General features: G+C 73.6%; 21 protein-coding genes. 5 read left to right on the top strand and 16 right to left on the bottom strand.

Going from position 1 to position 25,174, the window contains the following annotated elements:
* Positions 1-32: 32 nt before the first annotated feature.
* The 4 genes from mycP to OHV05_RS23525 all read right to left on the bottom strand — a co-directional run bounded on the left by mycP (position 33) and on the right by OHV05_RS23525 (position 3,929).
* Positions 33-1,367, bottom strand: coding sequence for a type VII secretion-associated serine protease mycosin (gene mycP / locus OHV05_RS23540; protein WP_405019407.1), 1,335 nt, complete (start codon positions 1,365-1,367; stop codon positions 33-35).
* A gap of 145 nt (positions 1,368-1,512) precedes the next feature.
* Positions 1,513-1,803, bottom strand: coding sequence for a WXG100 family type VII secretion target (locus OHV05_RS23535; RefSeq protein WP_405019406.1), 291 nt, complete (start codon positions 1,801-1,803; stop codon positions 1,513-1,515).
* Between the two features lie 75 nt (positions 1,804-1,878).
* Entirely contained in the window at positions 1,879-2,166 is a 288-nt protein-coding gene (locus tag OHV05_RS23530; RefSeq protein ID WP_403044892.1) for a WXG100 family type VII secretion target, read from the bottom strand.
* A gap of 179 nt (positions 2,167-2,345) precedes the next feature.
* Entirely contained in the window at positions 2,346-3,929 is a 1,584-nt protein-coding gene (locus tag OHV05_RS23525; RefSeq protein ID WP_405019405.1) for a type VII secretion protein EccB, read from the bottom strand.
* A gap of 328 nt (positions 3,930-4,257) precedes the next feature.
* Here OHV05_RS23525 and eccE point away from each other — a divergent pair, with 328 nt between their 5' ends.
* The 3 genes from eccE (at position 4,258) to OHV05_RS23510 (ending at position 8,408) form a co-directional block, all read left to right on the top strand.
* Positions 4,258-5,514 carry a type VII secretion protein EccE gene (gene eccE / locus OHV05_RS23520; protein ID WP_405019404.1) on the top strand — a complete coding sequence of 419 codons (1,257 nt, stop codon included), beginning with the start codon at positions 4,258-4,260 and terminating at the stop codon, positions 5,512-5,514.
* Positions 5,514-6,272 carry a hypothetical protein gene (locus tag OHV05_RS23515; RefSeq protein ID WP_405019403.1) on the top strand — a complete coding sequence of 253 codons (759 nt, stop codon included), beginning with the start codon at positions 5,514-5,516 and terminating at the stop codon, positions 6,270-6,272. Before eccE ends, OHV05_RS23515 begins: the two co-directional genes overlap by 1 nt.
* A gap of 168 nt (positions 6,273-6,440) precedes the next feature.
* Positions 6,441-8,408, top strand: a complete 1,968-nt coding sequence (locus OHV05_RS23510) for a MinD/ParA family protein (protein ID WP_405019402.1) — start codon at positions 6,441-6,443, stop codon at positions 8,406-8,408.
* 58 nt (positions 8,409-8,466) lie between these two features.
* On the opposite strand, the gene OHV05_RS23505 is transcribed toward OHV05_RS23510, so the two are convergent.
* The 10 genes from OHV05_RS23505 to rimP all read right to left on the bottom strand — a co-directional run bounded on the left by OHV05_RS23505 (position 8,467) and on the right by rimP (position 21,443).
* Positions 8,467-9,414: a bifunctional riboflavin kinase/FAD synthetase gene (locus OHV05_RS23505; protein WP_403044834.1), complete on the bottom strand. Its 948-nt coding sequence runs from the start codon at positions 9,412-9,414 to the stop codon at positions 8,467-8,469.
* A gap of 105 nt (positions 9,415-9,519) precedes the next feature.
* Positions 9,520-12,714 (bottom strand): hypothetical protein, encoded by a 3,195-nt coding sequence (locus tag OHV05_RS23500; protein WP_405019401.1) that lies wholly within the window; start codon positions 12,712-12,714, stop codon positions 9,520-9,522.
* 327 nt (positions 12,715-13,041) lie between these two features.
* Positions 13,042-13,947, bottom strand: a complete 906-nt coding sequence (truB, locus tag OHV05_RS23495; protein ID WP_405019400.1) for a tRNA pseudouridine(55) synthase TruB — start codon at positions 13,945-13,947, stop codon at positions 13,042-13,044.
* Between the two features lie 34 nt (positions 13,948-13,981).
* The gene (locus OHV05_RS23490; protein WP_405019399.1) at positions 13,982-15,082 is read right to left on the bottom strand and encodes a bifunctional oligoribonuclease/PAP phosphatase NrnA; all 1,101 of its coding nucleotides are present in this window, start codon (positions 15,080-15,082) and stop codon (positions 13,982-13,984) included.
* A gap of 2 nt (positions 15,083-15,084) precedes the next feature.
* Positions 15,085-15,528 (bottom strand): 30S ribosome-binding factor RbfA, encoded by a 444-nt coding sequence (gene rbfA, locus OHV05_RS23485; protein WP_184913758.1) that lies wholly within the window; start codon positions 15,526-15,528, stop codon positions 15,085-15,087.
* A gap of 150 nt (positions 15,529-15,678) precedes the next feature.
* On the bottom strand, positions 15,679-15,975 hold the full coding sequence (locus OHV05_RS23480) for a DUF503 domain-containing protein (protein ID WP_403044822.1): 297 nt from the start codon (positions 15,973-15,975) through the stop codon (positions 15,679-15,681).
* A 126-nt stretch (positions 15,976-16,101) separates the two neighbouring features.
* Positions 16,102-19,275, bottom strand: coding sequence for a translation initiation factor IF-2 (infB, locus tag OHV05_RS23475; protein ID WP_405019398.1), 3,174 nt, complete (start codon positions 19,273-19,275; stop codon positions 16,102-16,104).
* A gap of 186 nt (positions 19,276-19,461) precedes the next feature.
* Entirely contained in the window at positions 19,462-19,755 is a 294-nt protein-coding gene (locus OHV05_RS23470) for a YlxR family protein (protein ID WP_405021526.1), read from the bottom strand.
* A gap of 70 nt (positions 19,756-19,825) precedes the next feature.
* Positions 19,826-20,839 (bottom strand): transcription termination factor NusA, encoded by a 1,014-nt coding sequence (gene nusA / locus OHV05_RS23465; protein ID WP_405019397.1) that lies wholly within the window; start codon positions 20,837-20,839, stop codon positions 19,826-19,828.
* A 52-nt stretch (positions 20,840-20,891) separates the two neighbouring features.
* Positions 20,892-21,443 (bottom strand): ribosome maturation factor RimP, encoded by a 552-nt coding sequence (rimP, locus tag OHV05_RS23460; RefSeq protein WP_405019396.1) that lies wholly within the window; start codon positions 21,441-21,443, stop codon positions 20,892-20,894.
* Positions 21,444-21,663: 220 nt separating this feature from the next.
* Here rimP and OHV05_RS23455 point away from each other — a divergent pair, with 220 nt between their 5' ends.
* Together OHV05_RS23455 and OHV05_RS23450 are read left to right on the top strand one after the other, a co-directional pair.
* Positions 21,664-22,719 (top strand): ferritin-like domain-containing protein, encoded by a 1,056-nt coding sequence (locus OHV05_RS23455; protein ID WP_405019395.1) that lies wholly within the window; start codon positions 21,664-21,666, stop codon positions 22,717-22,719.
* An 85-nt stretch (positions 22,720-22,804) separates the two neighbouring features.
* Entirely contained in the window at positions 22,805-23,722 is a 918-nt protein-coding gene (locus OHV05_RS23450; protein ID WP_405019394.1) for an aminoglycoside phosphotransferase family protein, read from the top strand.
* Here OHV05_RS23450 and OHV05_RS23445 read toward each other — a convergent pair.
* Both OHV05_RS23445 and OHV05_RS23440 read right to left on the bottom strand, forming a co-directional pair.
* Positions 23,695-24,255: a GNAT family N-acetyltransferase gene (locus OHV05_RS23445; protein WP_405019393.1), complete on the bottom strand. Its 561-nt coding sequence runs from the start codon at positions 24,253-24,255 to the stop codon at positions 23,695-23,697. The two genes, OHV05_RS23450 and OHV05_RS23445, sit on opposite strands and share 28 nt — an antisense overlap.
* A gap of 36 nt (positions 24,256-24,291) precedes the next feature.
* Entirely contained in the window at positions 24,292-25,167 is an 876-nt protein-coding gene (locus tag OHV05_RS23440; protein ID WP_405019392.1) for a GNAT family N-acetyltransferase, read from the bottom strand.
* Positions 25,168-25,174: the final 7 nt, after the last annotated feature.

Genomic DNA, 25,174 nt, shown 5'->3' with positions numbered 1-25,174 from the left:
GCAGCGACGCTGCGGGGGCCTTTGCGGGGGTACTAGTCCTCGACCCGGCGCCTGCGGTCGCGCAGCACCACCGCGCCGCCGGCCAGGCCGCCGACCAGCAGGCCGCCGACGCCGAGCGTGTAGGTGGCGGTGCGGGCGTCCCGGTCCTGCTGGGTCTCGGCCAGGCCGAGCGGCTGGGCCTCCAGCTTGGCCGTCCCGGCCAGGTTCAGCGGCGCGTCCTCGACCGGCTCCAGGCCGGTGGACGGCGGGGCGTCACTGGTGACCGCCTTCACCGGGTCGACCACGCCCCAGCCGATGAAGCGGTTGTTCTTGCGCTCCACCCGCTGCGCGGTCTGCATGATCCGGATCCGGATCTGCCGCGCCGTCCAGCCCGGGTACTTCTGCTTGAGCAGCGCGGCCACACCGGCCACGTAGGGGGCCGAGAAGCTGGTGCCGTTGTCCACGCAGTGGCCGCCGCCGGGCACGGTGGAGAGCATCTCCACGCCGGGCGCCACCACGTCGACGAACTCCCCGTACTGGGAGAACGTGGCCCGCTCGTTGTTCCGGTCCGAGGCGCCGACCGCCAGCACGGTCTCGATCGCGGCCGGGTAGGTGTCGGCCTCCAGGCCGTCGTTGCCCGAGGAGGCGACCACCACGACGTTGCGGTTCTCGGCCTCCTTGAGGGCGGCCTCCAGCTCGGCCCGGCCGGGGAAGTTGCCGCCGGCCTCGGTGGCCCGGACGTCCTGCGAGATGTTGATGACCCCGACCCCTCGGGCCACCGCGTCCTTGATGGCCTTCACCAGGCTGAACACGTCGCCGTTGCCCTGGCTGTCGTTCTGCCGGTAGGTCACGATGGTCGCGTCGGGCGCCAGCCCGGAGAAGCCGATGCCGGCCACCTTCCGGGCCGCGATGATGCCGGCCACCTTGGTGCCGTGGCCGACCTGGTCGTTGACCGAGGTGCCGGGCACCGGCTGGTTGTTGGACTTGTCGACGAGCGAGGACGGGGTGTCCACGACCTTGCCGCGCAGCTGCGGGTTGGCCACGTCCACGCCGGTGTCGATCACCGCGACGTTCACCCCGGTGCCGGTGATCGGGACCGGGGGCTTGTCCTTGTCCTTCTCTCTGTCCTTGTCGGTGCTGGCCGGGGCCCAGAGCTGCTCCAGCACCACCTTCTGCAACGACCAGGGCATGCTGGGCACGTTGTTGGAGGGGAACTGGCACTCCGCCGAGGCGGAGATCCCGAGCGGCGGATACACGACGCCGGTCGAGGGCGAGGGGGACGGCGCGGCCAGCGCGGGCCCGGCGGTCAGCCCGCCGATCACCCCCAGCGCGACGGACACGGCGGCGACCCTGCGGTACGTACCGAACGACACCTGACTTCCCCTCATGCTCCCACCCTGCGCCGCGCCCCCGTGGAACGGCCTTGCCGGACGGTCGAGTCGACCCGCCCGCGCTACACACCTGGGGCGGGCGTCCGGTCGGACGCCCGCCCCTCGGTCGTACTGTCCGACACCGTCAGGGACGGCGGTCGGGTCAGCTCCAGACAGCCGTGTTACGGCTCTCGGTCGCCTGGTAGCTCTGCGCCGCGTTGTCCAGCGAGGTGGCGATCTGGGTCAGCGCCGCCTGCAGGTCGGCCGCGCTCGAGTCCCAGACCTGCTGCCGGGCCTGGTAACCCTCGCGGGCCGTGCCATCCCAGCTGTTGGCGATGCGCGCCACGCCGGCCTTCAGCTCGTCCAGCTGGGTCTGGATGCGCTGGGCACCCTGACGGACCTCGGAGCTGGCGTTCTGGATGGTGGAAAAATTAACCTTAATGTGGTCGCCCATGGTGTCCCCTGTTCCGATGGAGTCGAATCGGCCCTATGCCGGACCGAGGTTGATGTCTGAACGCGAGCCGGCGGCTCAGAAGGACGAGGCCTGCTCCTGCTCGGTCTGCGCGTAGAGCTTCGTCGTGGCCTCGATGGCCTGACGGATCTCGTCGAGGACCTGGTTCAGCTTGGTGGCGTCCTCGTTGAAGCGGGTCTGCAGCTGCTGGTACGCGGCGGCCGCCTGGCCCTCCCAGCCTGCCTTGATCTCGTCAACGAGCGAGTTGAGACGCTGAATCTCGCCCTGGACGGATGCGTTCACCTCACCGATACGGTTCGCGAAAGCGTTCATTTCATCAGCGGTAGTCGTGAACTGACCAGACATGATCCACCGTCCCCCATGAGACAGACTTCCCCACGGACCGTCCTGGCACGGACGGCCGTCGAACACCACGGTGTGGTGCACTCCAGAACTCTAGCCGCCGACCGCAAGTCACCCAACACCGGGAGCCAGGTAGTTACCAAGCCATGACACTGGGGCGCGGTCGGCCAACTGACCAACCGTCAGGCGAGTTGGGGCTGAAGTGCATCGTTCTTGCTGAGTACGGGACCGGCCGGGACCAGCTTGGCCCAGAGCAGCGGGACGGGCACCGGTGTCACCTTGTCGAAGCCGAGCCTGGCCTGGTTCTCGTTGGCCTGCTGCTCCTGGCCGGCCGGCTGCTGCTCCGCCGCCGGCTCCTTCGGCGCCGCCGAAGCACCGGCCTTGCCACCGTCGTTGTTGGTCGGCACGGGGTAGCGCAGACCGGTCTCGGTGATCAGGTAGTTCCGGCCGGAGCTGGCCGGGTCGTTCGAGTCCATGGCCCGGAACAGCAGGCCGTGGCCGGGTGAGACCCGGGCGCTGGAGGCGCCGGCGTCGACCGGGGCCGGGTACTCGGCGCCGGCCCAGACCGACCGCTTGATCTTGGTGCCGTCCATGCCCTCGAAGGTGCTGCACAGCCGGTTCCGGCCCTCGTGGTTGACGGCCTTTCCGGTCGGCATCTCGTCGGGGATGTCCGCCGCGTCGTTCAGCGGCTCCACCACGCTGCTGAGCGCCGCGTACTCACCGGCCGACAGCTGGTAGAGCTTCGCCGGGGCGCCGCCGTAGGCCGCCTTCGGCAAGTCCGGGTTGCTGAGCGCCAGTTTGGCCTGGAACGGCGAGACCGAGTACAGCTTGTCGACCCCGACCATGAAGTAGCTCTTGTCGTAGTTGAGCAGCCGCCCGACCTTGCGCTCCTCCGGCTTGGCGAGCTGGTCCAGCTTGGACGACACCGCCTTGTCCTTGACGAAGCCCGGCGGCGTCTGGAACCCGATCGGCTCCCCGGTCGCCAGGGTCTGCAGCCAGTCCTCGGTCACCCGCTGCGGCTTGTTCGCCATGTCGCTGCCGTACAGGCTGCCCGCGATCAGGGCCTTCTCGTTCGGCTGGGAGGTCGCGTTGCCGATCAGGTGCCGGGTACCGGTCCGGTCCACCATGAACGTGCTCTGCAGACCCGCCGTGTCGAGCGGGGCCTGCACGAACATCGACTCACCGGCGCCGAGCATCAGCTTGGGGTCGGCCAGCCGGGTGGCGTCCTTGCCGGCGGCCACGAAGACGGCCTGGTTCGGCGGCGCCTTCTCCTCCGCGCCCGGGCTGTTGCAGACCGACCACTTCTTGTCGGTCTGGCCCGCCACCTCCGCCTTCGGCAGCTTGTCGGGGGCGTACGGGATGCCGATGGTGGCGCCGTGGTTCGGGTAGGCGTCCAGCACCTTGTCCTCGACGATCACCACCTTGGCGTTGGCCGGCAGCACCAGGCGGGCCGAGGACATGTTGAGCACCTGGTGCAGCACCTTGGCGCCCTTGTCGCCCGGCAGGATCACGTACCGGGTGGTCGACTGCTTGCCCTGGATGATGTTCCCGCCGCCGTCCCAACCCTTGGGCGCGGCAGGCTTGATGACACCCCACATGGCGAAGCCCGCCACGATCACGACACCGATCACCACGCTCGGCAGCACGGCCTTCACCGGCCGGGGCGCGTCCTCGTCGTTCCCGCCGCCGGAAGGCAGCAGGAAGGCACCGACCGTGCGCTTTCGCGCCGCCGTGTACGCGTTCAGCTCGTCTCGGCGTGAAGCCATGCTCGTCGTCTCCCCTGTTCGACAACTGTGGGTGCGTCAGCCCCACCGGCTCGTACCCGAGTCCGGGTGTGCAGGCCGTGCGTGAGTCTGCCACCCGCCGGGTGCACGTCGTGGTCCACCCTCTACGATGCGGCAGCAACGGTGAGTACGGTACGGGTACGGTTTGCCGACCGGTCAACCGGGCCGTGATATCTGATCAGAGAGGGCCACTCGGGGGATGCCAAGCCAGACTGCTCCAGGGCGACGCAGCACATCGCAAGGCGGGGGCGGCCGCGGCCGCCGGGCGCAGCCCGCGCCGACCCGCCCCACCGCACCGGTGCCGGTCAAGGTGCACCCGCGGCCCGGCCTGCTCGGCACCCGCCTGCGGCTCCAGCAGATCGTGCTGCTCGAGGTCGCGGTGGCCCTGGTGGTGGTCGGCTGGACCATCAACAAGGCGATGGCGGGCGCGTTCGCGGTACCGGCCGTCCTGCTGGTGGTGCTCGCCCTGGTACCGCTGAACGGCCGGACGCTGTCCGAGGGCCTGCAGGTCCGCTCCGCGCTGAACGCCCGCCGTCGGCAGGCCCAGCTCAACGTGCCGCCGCCGGGCACCGACCCGGCCCTGGCACCCGCGCTCGAACTCGAGCCGGCGCTGCGCACCTGCACCCACGCCACCGAGGCCGACCTCGGCGGCGGCCGCCCGGTCCGCCGGGAGACCGGCATGGTCGGTGACGGCACCTTCCTCACCTCGATCCTGCTGGTGCAGGCGAAGGACCAGCCGCTGCGGCCGCACCGGAACGCGCTGCCGCTGCCGCTCGACGTGATCTGCTCGGCCCTCCAGGTGGACGACATCGCCCTGGAGTCGGTCCAGTTGGTGCAGCACACCCAGCCCGCCCCGGCCCCGCACCTGCCGGACCAGTCGCTGGCCACCCGGGCCTACCACCAGCTCCCGGACGGCCTGGCCACCCCCGGTCTGCGGCTCACCTGGGTCGCGCTCAAGCTCAGCCCCGAGCTGACCAGCAGCGCGGTCGAGGCCCGCGGCGGCGGCGAGGAGGGCGCCCGCAGGGCGCTCCAGCGGGTCACCGACCAGCTGGCCGGACGGCTCAACAGCGCCGGCTTCACCGCGACCGTGCTGGACGAGCGCGAGCTGATCGCGGCACTGGCCATCTCGGTCTGTGCCAACCCGATCGCGGTGGCGGGCCGTCAGGGCACCGGCGGCGGTGGCGGCAACGGCCGCCGGACGCAGGAGAGCCGGAAGTTCTGGCGGATCGACGACCGCTGGCACGCCACCTTCTGGATCTCCAAGTGGCCCCAGCTCAGCCGCCCCGGCGGCGCCCCGGGCCGGATCGCCGCGCCCGACCTGGTCAACCTGGTCACCAGCACGCCCGCGCTGGCCAGCACCTTCAGCCTGACCGCGAGCCGCGGCACCGGCGACTCGGTGGCGATCAGCGGGCACGTCCGGGTCACCGGCCGCAGCGAGAGCGAGATCGCCCAGGTCGGGCGCCTGGTGGAGTCCCGCGCGCAGGCCTCGGGGATCGGCCTGACCCGGCTCGACCTGGAGCAGGCGCCCGGCCTGCTCGCCACGCTGCCCCTGGGAGGGACTTCCTGATGGCCTATCAGACCTACCCGAACCAGGCACCGGCCGAGCCCGCCGCCCGGACCACCCGGCCGCGCCCCGGCTACGGCCTGCGCGGCCCGCGCCGGGAGCGGCACGTGCTCGCCACCGAGGACCTCGGCGCGCTGGCCTTCCCGGTCGGCGACGACGGCGTGGTGATCGGCGTCGACCCCCAGCAGCAGCCCGCCGTGCTCGGCCTGTTCCGGCCCACCTCGTACGAGCTGGCGCTGGTCGGCGGTCTGTGGACCGCGCAGGTGATCGCCCTGCGGGCAGCCGCCACCGGTGCCCGGATCGCGGTCGAGACCGGCCGCCCGCAGGCCTGGTCGCTGCTGGCGCAGGCGGCCGGCGGCGGTCAGCCGTGCGTGACGGTGCACCAGGTCGGCCGGCTCGGCGCCCAGGGCGCCTCGGTGGCCTCCCCGGTGCTGGTGGTCCGCGACCTCGGGGCCCGGCCGCCGCGCAGCCGGCTCTCCGCCTCACCCTGGCAGACCACCCTCACCCTGCTCCCCTACCTCGGGCCGAACGCGGCCCGGGTGCTGAACGCGGCCGACCTGGTCGGCATCCAGCGGGTCTCCCCGCAGGAGGCCGAGCTGCTGGCCCGGCTGCTCTCGCTCGGTGACCAGGAGGTCGCGGCGCTGCCCACCCTCGGCGACAACATCACCCTGTGGGCGACCCGGATGCGCCGTCAGTTCGTGATGACCAACCCCGGTGAGGCCGAGGGTCAGGTGCTCGGCGGCCCGCGCCGGATGGACTGAGCGATTCGATCCCGGAGGGGTCCGCATACTGGGTGATCCGGTGTGCGGGCCTCTCCTTTCGTCCACGATGGTGTGAGTTCCGGCACCGCCTGTGAGCGGCCGGGAATCACGACCTAGTCTTGTGCCGACGGCACCGCGAACAGCGGCGGCGAACACGAGGGAGCCCAAGTGAGCAGCGATCGGGACGGCGTCTACGTCGGCGACAACGCGGCGGAGGACGACGACGACTGGTCGGACGTTCCTGACTACTCCCCGCCGTCCTGGTACACCCAGAGCGACACGCCCGCCGCTCCTCCCGCACCGGCCCCCGCGCCCGCCCCGACCCCGCCCGCGCCCGCCCCGGTGGCCCCGGTGCCGCCGACGCCCGTACCGGTGGCCGAGGCGCCCGCCCCGGTGCCGGTGCCGGTGACCCCGCCGCCCGCGCCCGCCCCGACCCCCGTGCCGGAGATGACCGAGACCGCGGTGCTGCCCCCGGTCACCGACGGTCCCGAAGCCGGGCCCGCGCCGGTCGAGTTGCAGTCGGCGCCCGCGCCCGGCCCGGCGCCGGTGGTCCCGCCCGCACCGGCACCGGCACCGCCGGTGGCCGAGGCGCCGCCGGCCCCCGCCCCGCAGCCGTACCCGCCCGCCGTCCCGCAGCCGCAGCCGCAACACCCCCAGCAGCAGCCGTACCCGCCGCAGCAGCCCTACCCCCAGCAGGGCCAGCCGCCGGTGGACCCGCGGCAGGGCGGCTGGCCGCAGCCCCAGCAGCAGCCGTACCCCCAGCAGCAGATGCCGCCGCAGCAGCAGTACCCGCAGCAGGCCGTGCCGCAGGCGCCGGTCGCCTTCCAGGGCCAGGGCGGGCAGCAGCAGATGTCGCACGGGGCGGCGCTCGGCTACACCGCCGCCGTCGAGCTCTCCTCGGACCGCCTGCTGCGCGGCCAGCCGAAGCAGCAGAAGGAGTCCCGGTTCAAGTTCGGCGGCAAGGCGGCCGAGGCCGAGCGGGCCCGCCGGCTCGAGATCATCCGGACGCCGGTGCTGAGCTGCTACCGGATCGCGGTGATCAGCCTCAAGGGCGGCGTCGGCAAGACCACGACCACCACCTCGCTCGGTGCCACGCTGGCCACCGAGCGGCAGGACAAGGTGATCGCGATCGACGCCAACCCCGACGCGGGCACGCTCGGCCGCCGGGTGAAGCGGCAGACCGGCGCGACCATCCGCGACCTGGTGACGGCCATCCCGCACCTGCGCAGCTACATGGACGTCCGTCAGTTCACCTCGCAGGACCTGCACTCGGGCCTGGAGATCCTGGCCAACGACGTCGACCCGGCCGTCTCGACCACCTTCAACGACTCGGACTACCGCTCGGTGATCCAGGTGCTCGGGCAGCACTACCCGATCATCCTGACCGACTCCGGCACCGGTCTGCTGTACAGCGCGATGCGCGGGGTGCTCGACCTGGCCGACCAGCTGATCATCGTCTCCACCCCGAGCGTGGACGGCGCCAGTTCGGCCTCCACCACGCTGGACTGGCTCTCCGCGCACGGCTACGCCGACCTGGTGCAGCGGTCCATCACGGTGGTCTCCGGGGTCCGCGAGACCAGCAAGATGATCAGGGTCGAGGACATCGTGGCGCACTTCCAGACCCGCTGCCGCGGCGTCGTGGTGGTGCCGTTCGACGAGAGCCTGGCGGCCGGCGCCGAGGTCAACCTGGCGATGATGCGGCCCAAGGTCCGCGAGGCGTACTTCGAGCTCGCCACCATGGTCGGCGACGACATCATGCGGGCCCAGCACGCGGCCGGCGGCTGGGGCCAGCCCCAGCAGGGCGGGTACCCCGGCCAGCCGCCGCAGCAGGGCTACCCGGGCTACCCCCAGCAGGGCGGCTACCCGCCGCAGCAGCCGGGGTACCCGCAGCAGCAGCAGCCGCAGCAGGGCGGCTATCCCCAGCAGGGTGCCCCGTGGGCCCCGCAGCCCGGGTACGGCCAGCAGCCGCCGCCCCCGCCCGGCGCCCAGCCGCTCCCGCAGGAGTGGTCCCAGCAGGGACAGCAGCAAGGGCAGCAGCAGGGCCAGCAGCCCGGCTACGGCTACCCGCCACCGCCCGCGCAGCCCGAGCCGCCGCAGGGGTACGGCTACCCGCCGCCGCCCCCGCAGCAGCAGTGACAACGGAGGAGGGGCGCGGATATCCGCGCCCCTCCTCCGTCTCTCCGGTCCGACCGGCTCAGGCGGGTGACGACTCGTCGGTCAGCTCCCTGGCCCGCTTGACGTCGTCGGCCATCCGGTCCAGCAGCGCGTCGATCGAGTCGAACTTCTCCATCCCGCGCAGGTACGCGAGGAAGTCGACCGCCACGTGCAGGCCGTACAAGTCGAGGCCGACCCGGTCGATGGCGTACGCCTCGACCGTCCGGCTGGTGCCGTCGAAGGTCGGGTTGGTGCCCACCGAGATCGCCGCGGGCATCCGCTCACCGGCCGCCGTCAGCCACCCCGCGTAGACCCCGTCGGCCGGGATCGCACTGTGCGGGACGGTGTCCACGTTGGCGGTGGGGAAGCCCAACTCCCGTCCGCGCTGCGCTCCCCGGACCACCAGGCCCTCGACCCGGTGCGGCCGGCCGAGCACCTCGGCGGCCGCGCTCAGGTCGCCCTCGGCGACCAGCCGCCGCACCAGCGTGGAGGAGAACGGCACGCCCGCCGAACCGCGCACCTGGAGGTCGAGCACCTCCACCTCGAAGTCGTCCGCCCGGCCCAGCTCGGCGAGCAACCCGACGTTCCCGGCGGCCCGGTGGCCGAACCGGAAGTTCGGGCCCTCGATCACCAGCCGGGCGTGCAACGCGTCCACCAGGACCTGCTGGACGAAGAACTCCGGCGACTCCTTCGAGAACTCCGCGGTGAACGGCAGCACCAGCACCGCGTCCACCCCCAGCGCCTCGATCAGCTCCGCCCGGCGCGGCTGCGGTGCCAGCAGCGCCGGATGGCTGCCGGGCCGGACCACCTCGCTCGGGTGCGGGTCGAAGGTGACCACGACGGCCTTCGCCGCCAGCTCACGGGCCCGCTTCACCGCCCGGCTGATGATCAGTTGGTGGCCGCGGTGCACACCGTCGAACGATCCGATGGTGACGACGCTGCGCCCCCAGTCCCCGGGGATCTCCTCCAGGCCACGCCAGCGCTGCACCCTGACCGCTCCTCGTTCCGAACCGGCGTACGTCGTCCGCACGCTCTCGCTTCCTACCGAACCCCTATAGCGTGCCATGCGCCCGAAGCTGTGTCGGCACCAGCGTCACCCAACTCGACCCGCCGGACGCGCCGGACGGACCACCGCGCCCCGCTCGGCCTCCGCCGCCGCGTACTGCGGATCGCGGCCGCCCGCCACCAACAGCCGCATCCGGGCCAGCAGCGGGCCACCGCGCGGGCCCGGTTCGCCGGCCGGCCAGTGCGTCAGCAGCCGGGCGAACCCGGCCGAGCGGCCCGCGCCGCGGACCAGCGCGGCGTCCACCTCGGGCCCGTCCGCCGCCGCGATCAACCGGATCAACTGCGGTACCCCGGGCGCCTGTTCGTCCCGGCAGCGGTCGGCCAGCCGCTCCACCACCGGCACCAGCACGGCCGGGTCGTGCTCCACCGCGAGCAGCGTCTCCAGCAGCCGGGCCGGCCACTCCTGGCCGGTCAGCAGCACCGCGAGCACCCGGCGCAGCCCCGGCGGCCGGGCGACCGCCTCGGTCAGCAGCAGGTCGAGCCCGGCCGCCGACCGGCCGGCCAACAGGGCGGTCAGGTACTCGGCCACCTGGCCGGACCGCTCGGGCCGCTGCCGCAGCAGCTCGGCGGCCAGGTCGAGACCCGGCCCGAGCAGCTCAGGACCGTCCTGCCCGGCCAGCACCCGGAGCGCCTCGGCCACCGCCCCGCCCGGCGCGGCCAGCCGCTGCCGGAACGCCGCCAGCACCGGCTCCGGGTCGCTGACCAGCGCCGGGGCCAGCGCCTCGGCGGTGAGGAACGGGTCGTCCCGGTGGTAGGCGGCAAGCGCGGCGGGGAGTTGCTGCCGCCGGGTCGCCTGATCGCGGATCAGCAGGGCCAGCGCCGCCCCGTGCAGGGTCGGCTCCTCCTCCCGGGCCAGCAGCCTGCGCGCGGTGTGCCGCAGCAGGTCGGCGCCGGTGCCGGTGGCGTACGGGGCCGCCCGCAGCGCGTGCACGGCCGCCGCCACGTGCCACTCCGGGCGGGGGTCGTGGCTCCAGCGGTCCACCGCCCGGCAGAGCGCGGACGGCTCCGCCACCGCCAGCTCGGCGAGCAGCGCGTCGGCCCGGGGGTGGGCCGCGATTGCCAGTGACTCCGTCAGGTCGTCCACCGCCGAACGGCGGTGCGCCCACAGCAGATCGTGCGCGAGATCGGCGGCGGCGCTGCCCCGGGTCTCGCCGAACCACCGGCAGAGCAGCGGCAGCACGGCCCGCGGGTCGGCCCGGAGCAGCTCGGCCACCGCCGCCCTGGCCTCCTGATCGGTCGTCACCAGCGACCGCAGCAGCTCCATCCGGTCCGGCAGCGGGAGCGGCAGCCCGACCCAGAACCCGGCCCCCAGACCGCCGCCGCCGCGCTCGGCGACGGCCGCCAACAGCTGCCGGTGCAGGGCGGGTTCCGGGCTGCCGGCCAGCCCGTCCAGCAGCAGCCGCCGGGCCCACCAGGCCTGCTCGGGCCCGGGCGCCGTCTCCACCCCGCGCCACAACCGCCACAGCCACGGGTCCAGCCCCGGCGCCCCGTGCCGCTCGCCGACCCCGCGCAGCGCCCACGCCACCACCCCGGCCCGGTGCCTCGGCACACCACCGGCCGGCAGCGCTCCCTCGGCCGCCGTGGCGGTTCCCTCCAACAGCAGCCGGAGCGCGGCGTCCAGATCGAGCCGGCCGCCCTGCAGCCAGTCCGCGAAGTCCTCGTGGGCGAACCGGTACCCCGGCCCGGCCTGGACGAACAGCCGCTCGGCCAGCACCGCCCCGGCCCAGCCGCCCTCGGCCGGGAACAGGGCGGCGAAGCTGTCCGTGTCCAGCGCGCCGTGACCGGTGCCCAGCATCCGGCGGCCCGCCTCCCGGACCCGCTCCGCCAGCGTCTCGGCGAGCCGGCGGAGCGGCTCCGGGTCCACCGGCTCGGGCGGGGCCGTGGGGGGTGCCGGCGCGCCCCGCCGGTGCGCCCCGGCCCGCCGGGGGCTGCTCACCGCCGCCAGGCGCCGCGCGGCGCGGGTGCAGCAGAGCTCCAGGTACGCCGCGTACAGCCGCCCGCGCTCCGGTGTCTCCCCGAGCTCGCCCAGCTCCCCGAGCTCGCCGAGCTCTCCGGCCAGGCGCAGCGACAGGGGGTGCTCCCCCGGCTCCGGCGCCCCGTACCGCCGGGCCACCCGGGCCGCCGCCTCGGCGGGCAGCGGTCCCAGGCCGTGCACCACCGCCCCGGGCACGCCCTCGCCCCAGCTCTCCGGCCGACAGGCCGTCAGCAGCCGTACCCCGGCCGCCGCGAGCCACTCCCCGGTCACCGTGAACGGCGCCTCCTCCGGTGCGTCCAGCACCGCGAGCAGCGGGCGGCCGGCCTCCGTGCAGAGCCGCAGCAGTTCCGGGAGGTCCGGCGCGGGAACCCCCAACAGGGCTGCCGCTCCGGCGAGTTGACGTTCGAGGGCGGTGGCCACGGTGGGGTCGTCCGGTGCCAGGTCGGCGCCGCGCAGCCAGACCGTGGGCAGCGGTTGCGGCCCTCCGGCCCGGCGGACGGCGAGGGCGGCCAGTTCGGTGCTGCGACCGCTGCCCGGCGGGCCGACCAGCACACTGACGGCGACCTGCGGCTCCTCGCCGGTCAGACCGTCCGGCCGGTCCACCCGGTCGGCGGCCAGGTCGGCGATCCGCCCCGGCCCGGCACTCGCCGAACCGAGCTGGACCGAGCAGAGTGCCAGCACCCCACCGAAGTTCAGCGCCCGGCCGTACGCGGGCACCGCCTCGGCGTTCCGCCCGCGCAGCTCCGCCAGCGCCGGACCGGTCGGCGGCAGCACCCGGGGGCCGTCCGGCCCGTCCGCCAGGACGCCGAGCACGGCGCCGCTCTCGGCGTCCAGCACCGGGGCGCCGGGGGTCAGCGGGGCGCGCAGCTGGGGCAGGTCCAGCAGCAGGGCACCCTCGGCGTCGACGCCGCGCACGCCGCCCTGGATCTGGGCCAACTCCCATATCCCGGCGGCCAGTTGGGAGACCGAGACCAGACCGCTGCCGATCCCGTCGGCGATCGCGGGCGGGGCCGGCGGGAGGCCTCCGACGGACTCCGTCCGCAGCACCGCGAGGCCGGGGCCCGGCAGCAGCTCCACGCAGTCGGCTCCGAGCACCCGGGTCTGCCCTGACGGCAGGTGCAGCACCAGCTGGTCCAGCCCCTCGACCGCCTGCCGGGCCGTCAGCACGGATCCCTGCCGGTCGGCGACGAAGCCGAGCCCCCTGACCAGGCCGTCCGGCCCACAGATCCGCAGCAGCCCCTCGGCCATCCCGCGCCCGCCCCTCCGCAGCCCACCACCGCCCGGAGCCTGCCCGGTCGACGGTGCACCCCACCCCTCGGGCGACACCACTCACCCCTTCGGGTGACTTCCCGGGGTTCGAGCTGCACCCTGGGCGGGCGCCGGGCAGCTACGGTCAGGGGCTCGGGGCTCTGCGAGGAGATCTGGCGCTCGGGTCACTGCGAAAGTGCCTGACCGCCCACGCGACGATCACCTTGCAAGGGCCGGCGTCGCCCAAGCGGCGGAGCCGCACATCAGCAGGGCCTCGAGCCCCTGACCGTAGATGCCGAGCCACCTGCCGAAGAGCGGAGCTCCGGCTCAGCCGACGAAGACGGCGACAGGCTTCGCGTGGCCGGACTTCTCCTCGATCAGGGCGAGGAAGCGGCCCTCCGGGTCGAAGACCGCGATCGGCCCGTCGACGCCCAGCCCGGGGGCGGCGAGCTTCATGCCGTGGGCCAGCAGCCGCGCCTGTTCGGCGTCCACGTCCCACCGGGGGAAGGCTGCGGCGGCCGCCTCGGCGATCGGCAGCACCTCCAGCTTCTCCTCCAGCTGCTCCAGCGTCCGGGCCGACTCCAGCCCGTACGGGCCCACCCTGGTGCGCCGGAGGGCCGTCAGGTGCCCGCCGACGCCGAGGCCGGCGCCGAGGTCGCGGGCCAGCGCCCGGATGTAGGTGCCGGAGGAGCACTCCACCGTGACGTCCAGGTCGATCACCGGGGTGCCGTCCGCCGCCACCGCCGCCCGCTGCTCGTGCACGGTGAAGGAGTGGACCGTGGTCGGCCGGGCCGCGATCTCGAAGTCCTCGCCCTCGCGGACCCGGGCGTACGAACGCTTGCCGTCGATCTTGATGGCGCTGACCTTCGACGGGACCTGCATGATCTCGCCGGTCAGCGCGGCGATCCCGGCGTCGATCGCGGACCGCTCGACGCCCGAGGCGTCCGCCGAGGAGGTGACGTCGCCCTCGCGGTCGTCGGTGACGGTGTCCTGGCCGAGCCGGATGGTGGCCTCGTAGGTCTTGGCGGTGAGCATCAGGTGCCCGAGCAGCCGGGTGGCCCGCTCGATGCCGATCACCAGCACGCCGGTCGCCATCGGGTCCAGCGTGCCCGCGTGGCCGACCTTCCTGGTCCCGGCCAGCCAGCGGAGCTTGGCCACCACGCCGTGCGAGGTGAGACCCTCCGGCTTGTCGACAATGACCAGGCCGTCGGGGCCGGTGCCTTTACGCTTCATCGGTTCTTTTCTGTACGTCTGTACGGATGGTGGGTCAGGAGGCCGGCAGCGCGGCCCGGAACCGGGCGACGGTCGCCTCGACGCCCTCACGGGCGCTGAAGCCGGCCGCGAACCGGTGCCCGCCACCGCCCAGGTCGGCGCAGACGGCGGCCACGTCGACCGCGCCCTTGGCCCGGCAGGAGCCGCGCAGGGTGCCGTCCGGGTCCTGCTTGAGCACCAGGGCCACCTCGGCCTCGGCCGGGCGGCGCAGCACGTCGATCAGGCCCTCGATCTCCTCGACCGTGACGCCGAACAGCGCCAGGTCCTGGTACGGCACCCAGGTCCACACCAGGCCCAGGCCGCCCGCGGCGTCGGGCTCGTAGACGGCCCGGTCCAGCGCGCCGGCCAGCACCTTGAGGTAGCCGAAGGAGGAGGTGTCCCAGAGCTGACGGGAGATCAGGTCGTGCCGGATGCCGGTGGCCAGCAGCCGCCCGGCGAGCTCGTGGGTGGCGGGCGTGGTGCCCGCGTACCTGAACGAGCCGGTGTCGGTGGCCACGCCGGTGTAGAGGCAGGCGGCCAGCTCCTGGTCGAGCGGTACGCCGAGCCGCCGGAGCAGCTCGTCCACCAGGACGGCGGTGGCCGGGGCGGTGGGGTCGATCAGGCGGTGGGTGCCGAAGCCCGGGTTGGAGGCGTGGTGGTCGATGACCACCAGCGCGGGGGCGGCGAACGCCTTGGCGTGCAGCAGGCCGAGGCGGCTCTCGGCCGCCACGTCGAAGCAGAGCACCAGCTCGGGGACGTCCGGCACCTCGGCCGCCGGGACGATCAGGTCCTGGCCCGGCAGGAAGCTCAGCGACTCCGGCACGATCTGCGGGTCGTCGCCGAACGACACCCGCACCTGGTGGCCGAGCGCACGCAGCGCCAGACCGGCCGCCAGGGCCGAGCCGAGCGCGTCGCCGTCCGGGTTGATGTGGCAGATCAGGTCGACCGTCCGGGCCCGCCCGACCAGCTCGACCACCCGCTGCCACTCGGCCGCCAGACCTGACCCCGCGGAGCCGGCCGACGACTCGCTGCGAGGCCCGGGAAGCACCGCGAGGGCACCATCCACCGTGTCGGTGGACGATGCCCTCTGGCCGGGGTCGACCGGCTCGGCGGTCATGGTTACTCGTCCTCGTCGTCGCGCTCGGCGGCCGGCACCCGGTAGGGGTCGGCGTCCCCGGCGAAGGTGGCCCCGGCGGCGGCGGTACGGACCGCCGCGTCGGAGACCCGCGCCTTGTCGAGCAGCTCGTCGATGTTCTTCGCGTTCTCCGGCAGGGCGTCCGCGATGAAGGTCAGCGACGGGGTGAAACGCACCCCGGTCTGCTTGCCGACCTCGGAGCGGAGCACGCCCTTGGCGCTCTCCAGTGCGGCCGCGCTGGCCTCGCGCTCGGCCTCGTCACCGTAGACGGTGTAGAAGACGGTGGCCTCGCGCAGGTCCCCGGTGACCCGGGTGTCGGTGATGGTCACGTAGCCCAGCCGCGGGTCCTTGATCCGGCGTTGCAGGGTCTCGGCCACCACCACCTGAATGCGGTCGGCGAGCTTGCGCGCCCTTGCGGTGTCGGTCACGTTGCCTCCTCGTGCAGTGAGCGCGGTACCGGGTCCACGGACGCACCCGGTGCGGCCCTGGCCCCAAAATACCTGCCCGCGCCCAGCCTTGTGGGCGCTCTCGGTCCTCGTCGGTGTGACGGTGCCGACGTAGCGGCACCGCGCACACCCTCAGTCATCGTCGTCGTTGTGAAGGCGCCTCCGGGCGGAGAGCAGCATCACCTCGGGGCGGCCGGCGACGAGCCGCTCACAGCTGTCCAGGATCTCGGTGACGTACCCGGCGTCGCCGGACACCACCGCCAGGCCGATCTCGGCCCTCCGGTGCAGATCCTGGTTCCCGACTTCTGCGACGCACACGCTGTACTTGCGCGCCAGTTCGGCCACGACGGGCCGCACGATCGACCGCTTCTCCTTGAGCGAGTGAACGTCGCCGAGCAGGAGGTCGAAAGTGAGTGTTCCCACGAACATGTGTGACAGGTCCAGCCGACCTGAAGGCCTCGAGGAATTGCCCGATCGGGCGTACCCGAGGCTAACAGCGAGACCGGGGCCGGTCGACGGGATTTGCACCCCGTCGACCGGCCCCGGCAGCCACTGCTAGGACCGCGGCTTCTCGCGCATCTCGTAGGTCTCGATGACGTCGTCGACCTTGATGTCGTTGAACGACCCCAGGGTCACACCGGCCTCGAAGCCCTCGCGCACCTCGGTCGCGTCGTCCTTGAAACGACGCAGACCCTCGATGGTGAGGTTCTCGGTGATGAGCTTGCCGTCGCGGATGAGACGGGCCTTGGCGTTGCGGCGCAACAGACCCTCGCGGACGATGACACCCGCGATGTTGCCGAACTTGGAGGAACGGAACACCTCGCGGACCTCCGCGGAGCCGAGGCGCACCTCCTCGTACTCGGGCTTGAGCAGGCCCTTGAGCGCGTTCTCGATCTCCTCGATGGCCTGGTAGATGACCGAGTAGTACCGGACATCCACGCCTTCCTTCTCGGCAGCCGTACGGGCGCGGCCTTCGGCGCGCACGTTGAAGCCGATGATGATGGCGTCCGAACCCATCGCGAGGTCGACGTCCGACTCGGTGATCGCACCGACGCCGCGGTGCAGCACCCGGAGCTCGACCTCCTCGCCCACGTCGAGCTTGACGAGGGCGTCCTCGAGGGCTTCGACGGAACCGGAGACGTCACCCTTGATGATGAGGTTGAGCTGCTCGATGGAGCCCGCTGCGATGGCCTTGTCCAGGTCCTCGAGCGAGATCCGGACCCGACGCTGCGCGAACGCGGCGTTGCGGTCACGGGCCGAGCGCTTCTCGGCGATCTGACGCGCGGTGCGGTCCTCGTCGACGACGATGAAGCTGTCGCCGGCGCGGGGCACCGAGGTGAGACCGAGCAGCAGCACCGGACGGGACGGGCCGGCCTCGGCGAGGCTGTTGCCGTTCTCGTCCAGCATGGCGCGGACGCGGCCGTAGGCGTCGCCGACCACGATCGAGTCACCGACGCGGAGGGTACCGCGCTGGACCAGGACGGTCGCCATGGCGCCGCGGCCCTTGTCGAGGTGGGCTTCGATCGCGATGCCCTGCGCGTCCTGCTCGGGGTTGGCCCGCAGGTCGAGCGAGGCGTCCGCGGTCAGGACCACGGCCTCGAGCAGCTGGTCGATGTTCAGACCCTGGCGCGCGGAGATGTCGACGAACATGGTGTCGCCGCCGTACTCCTCGGCCACCAGACCGAACTCGGTCAGCTGACCGCGGACCTTGGTCGGGTCGGCGCCCTCGACGTCGATCTTGTTGACCGCGACCACGATCGGCACACCGGCGGCCTTGGCGTGGTTCAACGCCTCGACCGTCTGCGGCATGACACCGTCGTTGGCCGCGACCACCAGGATCGCGATGTCGGTGGACTTGGCACCACGGGCACGCATGGCGGAGAACGCCTCGTGACCCGGGGTGTCGAGGAAGGTGATCGGACGCTCTTCGCCGTTCACCACGGTGGCGACCTGGTAGGCACCGATGTGCTGGGTGATGCCACCGGCCTCGCCGGCCACCACGTTGGACTTGCGGATCGCGTCCAGCAGGCGGGTCTTACCGTGGTCGACGTGACCCATGACGGTGACCACCGGCGGGCGCGCGGCCAGCATGTCCTCGTCGCCCTCGTTGACACCGAAGTCGATGTCGAACGACTCGAGCAGCTCGCGGTCCTCGTCGTCGCGGCTGACGATCTCGAGCTGGAAGCCCATCTCGTCGGCCAGCAGCTGGAGCGTGTCGTCCGAGACCGACTGGGTCGCGGTGACCATCTCACCGAGGTTGAACATCACCGAGACGAGCGCGGCCGGGTTGGCGTTGATCTTCTCGGCGAAGTCCGTCAGGGACGAGCCCCGCGACAGGCGAACGGTGGAACCGTTGCCACGCGGCAGCATCACACCGCCGACGGACGGGGCCTGCATGGCCTCGTACTCCTGGCGCTTCGCCCGCTTCGACTTGCGGCCACGCGCCGGGCGACCGCCCGGACCGCGACCGAAGGCACCCTGCGTGCCACCACGGGCACCCGGGCCACCCGGACGGCCGCCGAAGCCACCGGGACGCGGGCCGAAGCCACCGCCGCCACCGGGGGCACCGCCACCGGGACGGGGGCCGCCGAAGCCGCCACCGGCCGGACGCGAGCCCGGACCGGCCGCACGGCCGGCGAAGCCGGGACGAGCGCCACCGGCACCGGCACCCGGAGCACCCGGACGGCCACCGGGGCCACCCGGACCACGGCCACCGGGACCACCGGGACGCGCGGCACCCGGAGCGGGACGCTGCGGCATCATGCCGGGGTTCGGACGCGGCATGCCGGACGGGCTGGGCCCACCCGGACGCGGACCGGCCGGACGGGGCATCCCGTCGGGACGCGGTGCACCCGCACCACCCGGACGCGACGCGCCACCGGGACCGGCGGCGGGACGCGGACGGTCGCCACCGGGACGCGGGGCGCCACGGTCGGCACCCGGCGCACCAGCGGGACGCGGACGGTCGCCACCGGGACGCGGGGCGCCACGGTCGGCACCCGGCGCACCGGCCGGACGCGGACGGTCGCCGCCCGGACGGGCCGGACGCTCGCCGGCGGGGGCGCCGGCACCCGGACGCGCGGCACCGGGAGCAGCCGGACGGCGCTCGCCGGGGCGGCCCATGCCGGTCGCACTGCCGGAGGTGAACGGGTTGTTGCCCGGACGGGGACCGGCCGGACGCGGGCCCGGACGGGCCGACGGGTTGGCCGCGGCCGGACGGGCGGCCGGAGTGGCCGGAGCGGCGGCGGCCGGACGGGCCGGCGCCTCCGCAGCGGCGTCACCGGCGGGAGCCGGGGAGGAGAACTCGGCGGCCGGAGCAGCCGGGGCCGCAGCGGCCGGGGCGGGACGCGCGGCGGCCGGGCGCGGGCCCGGGGCAGCGGCGGCCGGCTTCGGCGCGGCGGGGGCGGCCGGGGCGGCGGGAGCCGCCGGGGCCGGGGTCGGACGGGGACCGGGGGTCGCGGCGGGCCGCGGTCCCGGAGTGGGGGCGCCCGGCCTCGGTGCGGATGCACCGGCGGGCTTGGGGGCCGCAGGCTTCTGCGGGCCCGGCTTGGCGGCGCCACCACCGGTGGGCGGCACCCCCAAAGCGTCAGTCAACTTGCGCACGACCGGCGCCTCGATGGTCGAGGACGCCGAACGGACGAACTCACCGAGCTCGGTGAGCTTGGCCATCACGGCCTTGCTCTCCAAGCCAAGCTCCTTGGCGAGTTCATATACCCGGACCTTAGCCACTTCGCTCCTGTCTACGTGTCCGGGGTATTCGTCCGCCGGACCATCGCTACTTCATGGGCGTACTCATCGCGTACTCATCGAGTGCTCATCGCAATCTCGACCTACTTCCAACTCGCGAGGTACCTGACGTGTGCGCGCCGCACGGGGCTCTACCAGCTCTGCGCGGTGCTTGTTGCGGTGGTTCTTTCAGCCTGCCGGGGTGTCACCGGCCCGCTGCTCGACGTACTCACGCAAGTCCGTGGTGTCGAGTGTTCCCTGGAGTCGGAAGGCCCTGGGGAACGCTCGGCGGCGGACCGCGAGGTCGAGGCAGGTCGGGTCGGGGTGCAGATGTGCACCCCGGCCCGGCAGTGCGCCGCGGGAATCGGGGACACAGACGCCCTCGACCGCCACGACACGCAACAGCTGGTGCTTGGCCGCTCGCTTGCGGCAGCCCACGCAGGTGCGTTCCGGGCGTGCTCGGACATGCGTCCGGCCAGACAACCTCAAGTCTACCCCTCCGGAGGGACCTGGCGCCGCCCTGCCGATTCCGGCCAGGACCGCGACAACGTGACTAGCGGTCGCGGGATTCCCCGCGGTCGCTTCCGGCAGGGGTTTCGGTGTCCGGCCGGATGTCGATCCGCCAGCCGGTCAGGCGGGCTGCCAGGCGGGCGTTCTGGCCCTCCTTGCCGATCGCCAGCGACAGCTGGTAGTCCGGCACGATCACCCGGGCGGAGCGTGCGTAGAGGTCCACGATCTCCACGCTCGTCACCCGCGCGGGGGACAGCGCGGCCGCGACCATCTCCGCCGGGTCCTCCGACCAGTCGACGATGTCGATCTTCTCGCCGTGCAGCTCCGCCATCACGTTGCGGACCCGGGCGCCCATCGGGCCGATGCAGGCGCCCTTGGCGTTCAGGCCCTGACGGCGGGACCAGACGGCGATCTTGGTGCGGTGGCCGGCCTCGCGGGCGATCGCGGCGATCTCGACACTGCCGTCGGCGATCTCCGGGACCTCCAGCGCGAACAGCTTCTTCACCAGGCTGGGGTGGGTGCGGGAGAGCGTCACGGACGGGCCGCGGACGCCCCGGCGGACGGCCACCACGTAGCACTTCAGCCGGGTGCCGTGCTTGTAGTCCTCGCCCGGCACCTGCTCCTGCGGCGGGAGGATGGCCTCCAGCTTGCCGATGTCGACCAGGATGTTCTTGGGGTCGTTGCCCTGCTGGACGACACCGGTGACGATGTCGCCCTCCTTGCCCGCGTACTCGCCGAAGGTCTGGTCGTCCGCGGCGTCCCGCAGGCGCTGCAGGATGACCTGCTTGGCCGTGGAGGCGGCGATCCGGCCGAAGCCGCCGGGGGTGTCGTCGAACTCCTTGGGCTCGACGCCCTCGTCCAGCTCGTCCGCGTCCTCCAGCGCCCAGACCGTCACGTGCCCGGACTTACGGTTCAGCTCGACCCGCGCCTTGCGGCGGGATCCCTCGGTGCGGTGGTACGCGATGAGGAGGGCCGATTCGATCGATCCGACCAGCAGTTCGAACGGGATGTTCTTCTCGGTAACCAACCCACGCAGGGCGCTCATGTCGATGTCCACGGCTACGCCTCCTCTTCCCTCTTCACGTTCACGTTCATGTGTGGTGCGGTGCTCACTCGTCGTCTTCGGTGCTGTCGTCGTCGGTGTCCTCGACCTCCGACTCGTCGAGCAGCCCCTCGTCTTCCTTGCGGTTGAACTCGACCTGGACCCGGGCACGGGCGATCTCGGCGAACTCCAGGCGGCGCTCCTTGGGGCGGCCGCGGCCCTTCACCGGCTGCACCTCGACCAGGGCGCCGTCCTCGTCGCTCTCCAGCACGCGGGCGACCAGCTCGCCGCCGTCCACCAGGTGGATCTTGGCGAGACGCCCCTCGGCCCGGCGCCAGTGGCGGGGCTCGTTCAGCGGACGCTCGGCCCCCGGGGAGCCGACCTCCAGCACGTACGGGGCACTGCCCATGACCTCCTCGGCGGCGTCCAGCCGCTCGCTGACCACCCGGCTGAACTCCGCGATCGCGTTCATGTCCACGCCGCCGTCGGCGTCCACGTCGATCTGCACCTGACGGCGGTTGCCGGCCTGGGTCACCTTGACCTCTTCGAGGTCGAGACCTGCCTCGGCGGCCAGCGGCTCGAGCAACGCACGCAACCGGTCGGTGGGGGTGGTGCTCATCCGGGTGACTCCTCGGCCGCGTCTGCTGTTGTCGGTAGGTGCTAGCTGAGCGGCAAGCCTATCGGGTCGGACCCCAAACCACCGATTCCGCGAGGCGTGCGGGGGACCCACGGGCACCGCTTGGGAGCAAGGTCACAACGGGCCGGATGGTGATTCTGTAATGATGCACGGCAGCGGGGGCTGCTCGGGCTCCCCCACGACCTCTTCGGGAGCACCCCCCATGCTGTCCCTCACTCGGCGGAGCCTGCTCCTCCTGGGCGCGCTGAGCAGCGCCCCGCTGCTGCTCTGCGGGTGCACCGACGAGGACGGGCCGACGGAGGCCGAGCGGAAGAAGGCCGACGCCGACCTGCCGCTGCGCGGCCGGGCCGTCGCCGACACCGACCGGCTGCTGGCCGGGTACGACGCCGTGCTGGCCGGGCCGGGGGCGGCCCAGGCCGACCGGCTCCGGGCGCTGCGGGCGGAGGTGGCCGAGCACCGGACCGCGCTGGCCACCGGCCTGCCCACGGGCCCGACCACGCCGACCGCCGCCGCCTCGGGCACTCCGACCGGCCCGGCGACCTCGGTGGCCGAGCTCGCGGCCGCCGAACGGAGCACCGCCGGGGCCCGGCTGGCCGATCTGACCGCCGCCTCGCCCGAGCTGGCCAAACTGCTGGCCGCCGTCTCCGCCGCCGGCGCGCTGCACGCCGCGGCGCTCGGCAACACCACCCCGGTCACCGGCCCGCCCGCCGCCGCCCCCTCGGCCTCGCCCTCCCCCTCGGCGTCGGGCTCCGGCTCCGGCTCAGCCACCCCGTCCGGCCCGGCCTCACCGACGGCCGCCCCCCGGCCCGCCGCCGAGACCGCCGCGCTGCAGAGCGCGCTCTCCGCCGAGCACGCCGCCGTGTACGGCTACGGCGTGGTCGGCGCCCGGCAGCCCGCCGGTCCGCAGCGGGCCGAGGCGCAGGTCTGCTACCTGGCCCACCAGGCCAGACGGGACGCCTGGCAGCGCCTGCTGCTGGGCGGCGGCGCCACCCCGGCCGCCGCCGCGCCCGGCTACCAACTGCCGTTCCCGGTCACCGACCCGGCCACCGCCAAGCAGCTCGCCGCCCACATCGAGGTGCAGCTCACCGGGGTGTACGCGGCCCTGGTGGCGGCCGGCTCGGGCGAGCTCCGACAGAGCGCCGCCGCCGCGCTGCGCGAGTCCGCCCTGCGCGCCCGGCAGTGGGGCGCCGAGCAGAGCGCACTGCCCGGCCTGCCCGCCGCCGACCGCGTCACGACGAGCCCGTCCCCGAGCGCCTGACCAGCGGTTTCCTCCCCATGGCCGACAATGGGCGAGCAGCAGGACCGCGACAGCACGATGGGGCGGCACCAACCGAGAGGCCAGCATGTCGGCAGCAGCAGGGCAGCAGATCACCGTTCCGGCCCGCCTCACGGCCACCGTCCGGGCCCGCGGGGACCGGGCCGAACTGGCCCGGCTGGCCGCCCTGCCGGACACCGTCGCCGAGCAACTGGCCCGCTGGGAACTGACCTTGGAACGGGTGGTGGAGCCGGGCGGCCGGTCCGGCCTGGTCTGCACGGTGCTGCGCGCCGACGGCACCAAGGCGGTCCTGAAGACCGGCCTGAGCACCCTCGACACCGCCCGGGAGGCCGCCGCCCTCGCGCACTGGGCCGGCCGCGGCGCCGTCCTGCTGCCGGCTGCCGACCCGGCCGGATCGCTGCTGCTGGAGCGCCTGTACGGGGACATCCCGCTCCGCTCGCTGGCCGAGGCCAAGGCGATGCTGGAGGCCGCCGGGCTGCTCCAGCGGCTCTGGGTGCCGCCCGCCGACGGCCACCCGTTCCAAACCGTCGCCGAACAGGTCGCCGAGCTCTCCGCCGGGCTCCGCCGGCACCGTGAACTCTCCCCCGACACCCAGCCGTTGGTGGACGAGGCGCTCGAGGTCTCGGCCGCGCTGCTCGCCGACGGCACCGAACACCTGTTGCTGCACGGCGACTTCCACCACGGCAAGGTGCTGGCCGCCGACCGCTCCCCCTGGCTGGCCGTCTCGCCCCGGCCACTGGTCGGCGAACGCGCCTACGACCTGGCCTGGTTGGCGCAGGACCGGCTGGACACCCTGGCCGGCTCCCCCGGCCCGCGCGGCGCCGCCCGCCGCCGGCTGCACCAGCTCGCCGACGCGGTCGAGGTCGACCACGACCGGCTGCGCGGCTGGGCGCTGTTCCGCACCGTCGAGGCGGGCCTGCGGGAGCTGGCGGCCGGCTCCGCCGACCGCGCCGAGCTCTACCTGGAATTCGCCGACTGGCTCTGACGCAACGGCAGCTGAGCACCCATCACCGCGTACGGGCGGATCGTGTTGGGGAACCGCACCATCCGGGCCAGGTCCCGGTACCCGAGCGACCGGTACAGCCGCCGGGCGGGCGTCTCGGCGTCGATCGCCGACAGGATGCTGCGCGGCCGGCCCGACCGCTCGCACAGGGTGCGGATCAGCGCGCTGCCCACCCCCCGGCCCTGGTACTCCGGCAGCACGTGCAGCTCGGTCACCGCGAACACGTCGTCCAGCCAGTCCCCGTGCCCCTGGGCGTCCAGGTGCGGCTCGATCACGGTGCTCCACCAGTGCTCCCGGCGGTTCGGCATCCCGTACCCGAACCCGACCAGCCGCCGGTCGCCGAAGGCTCCGAACGCCAGCACCCCGGGCTGTTCGGCGTGCCGCGCGACGATCTGCAGCCGGACCGCCACCTCCTCGTCGGACAGGCCGAACGCGACGGCCTGCACCTCCAGGGCGTCGGCCGCCCAGGCCGCCAGGTCCACGGCCTCGATCGTCACCTCGGTGAGCTGCTCCATGCCCCGGACGTTACTACTCCGACGGGCGGTGATCACTCAGAACAGCACGCTCATGAAGGCGCCGACCTCACGGAAGCCGACCCGGGCGTACGCGGCCCTGGCCCGCACGTTGTAGTCGTTGACGTAGAGCGAGACCACCGGGGCGACGTCGCGCAGCGCGTACCCCATGACGGCGGCCATGCCGGTCTCGGACCGGCCCTGGCCGCGGTGCTCGGGGGCCACCCAGACGCCCTGGATCTGGCAGGCGCCGGCCGTGACGGCACCGATCTCGGCCTTGAAGACCACCGAGCCGTCCTGGGCGAAGTGCGCGAACGAGCGCCCGCCCGCGACCAGTTCGGCCACCCGGGCCTGGTAGAGCAGGCCGCCGTCACCGGCCAGCGGGGAGATGCCGACCTCCTCGGTGAACATCGCCACGCAGGCGGGCATCAGGGCGTCGATCTCGTTCCGCCGGACCCGGCGCACCAGTGGGTCGGGGACGACGTCGGCGGCGGGCTCGGCGGTGGCCATCAGCGGCTGGTGGGCGCGGACCTCGCGGGCCGGGCCCCAGCTGCGTTCGAGGCTGGCCCAGAGCGCGGCGGTGGGGCCGGCCGGACCGACGATGGAGGAGCAGCGGCGCCCCTGCCGGCGGGCCCGTTCGGCGAACGCGCGGACGGCCTCAGGACCGGCGTTCACCAGCACCAGGTTCGCCCCGGCGTAGCAGAGCGAGCAGAGCCGGCCGTCGGCGTCGAACCAGCCCCACATCTCGCCGCCGAGCCGCCACGGGTCGAGGCCGACGGCCTCCACCCGGGTGGCCACGAAGGCGTTGGCGACCGGGTCGAGGTGCAGGATCTCCAGGGCCTCGTCGAGGTCCTGGGGGTCGAGTACCCGCGTGGTCGCCAGGGCCCGGGCCACCTGGAAGGGGCCGGGGAGCATCACACCT

Origin of the sequence: Kitasatospora sp. NBC_00070, assembly GCF_045041205.1 — a bacterium.
Taxonomy (GTDB): Bacteria; Actinomycetota; Actinomycetes; order Streptomycetales; family Streptomycetaceae; genus Kitasatospora.
This window is presented reverse-complemented; position numbering and strand designations above follow the sequence as displayed.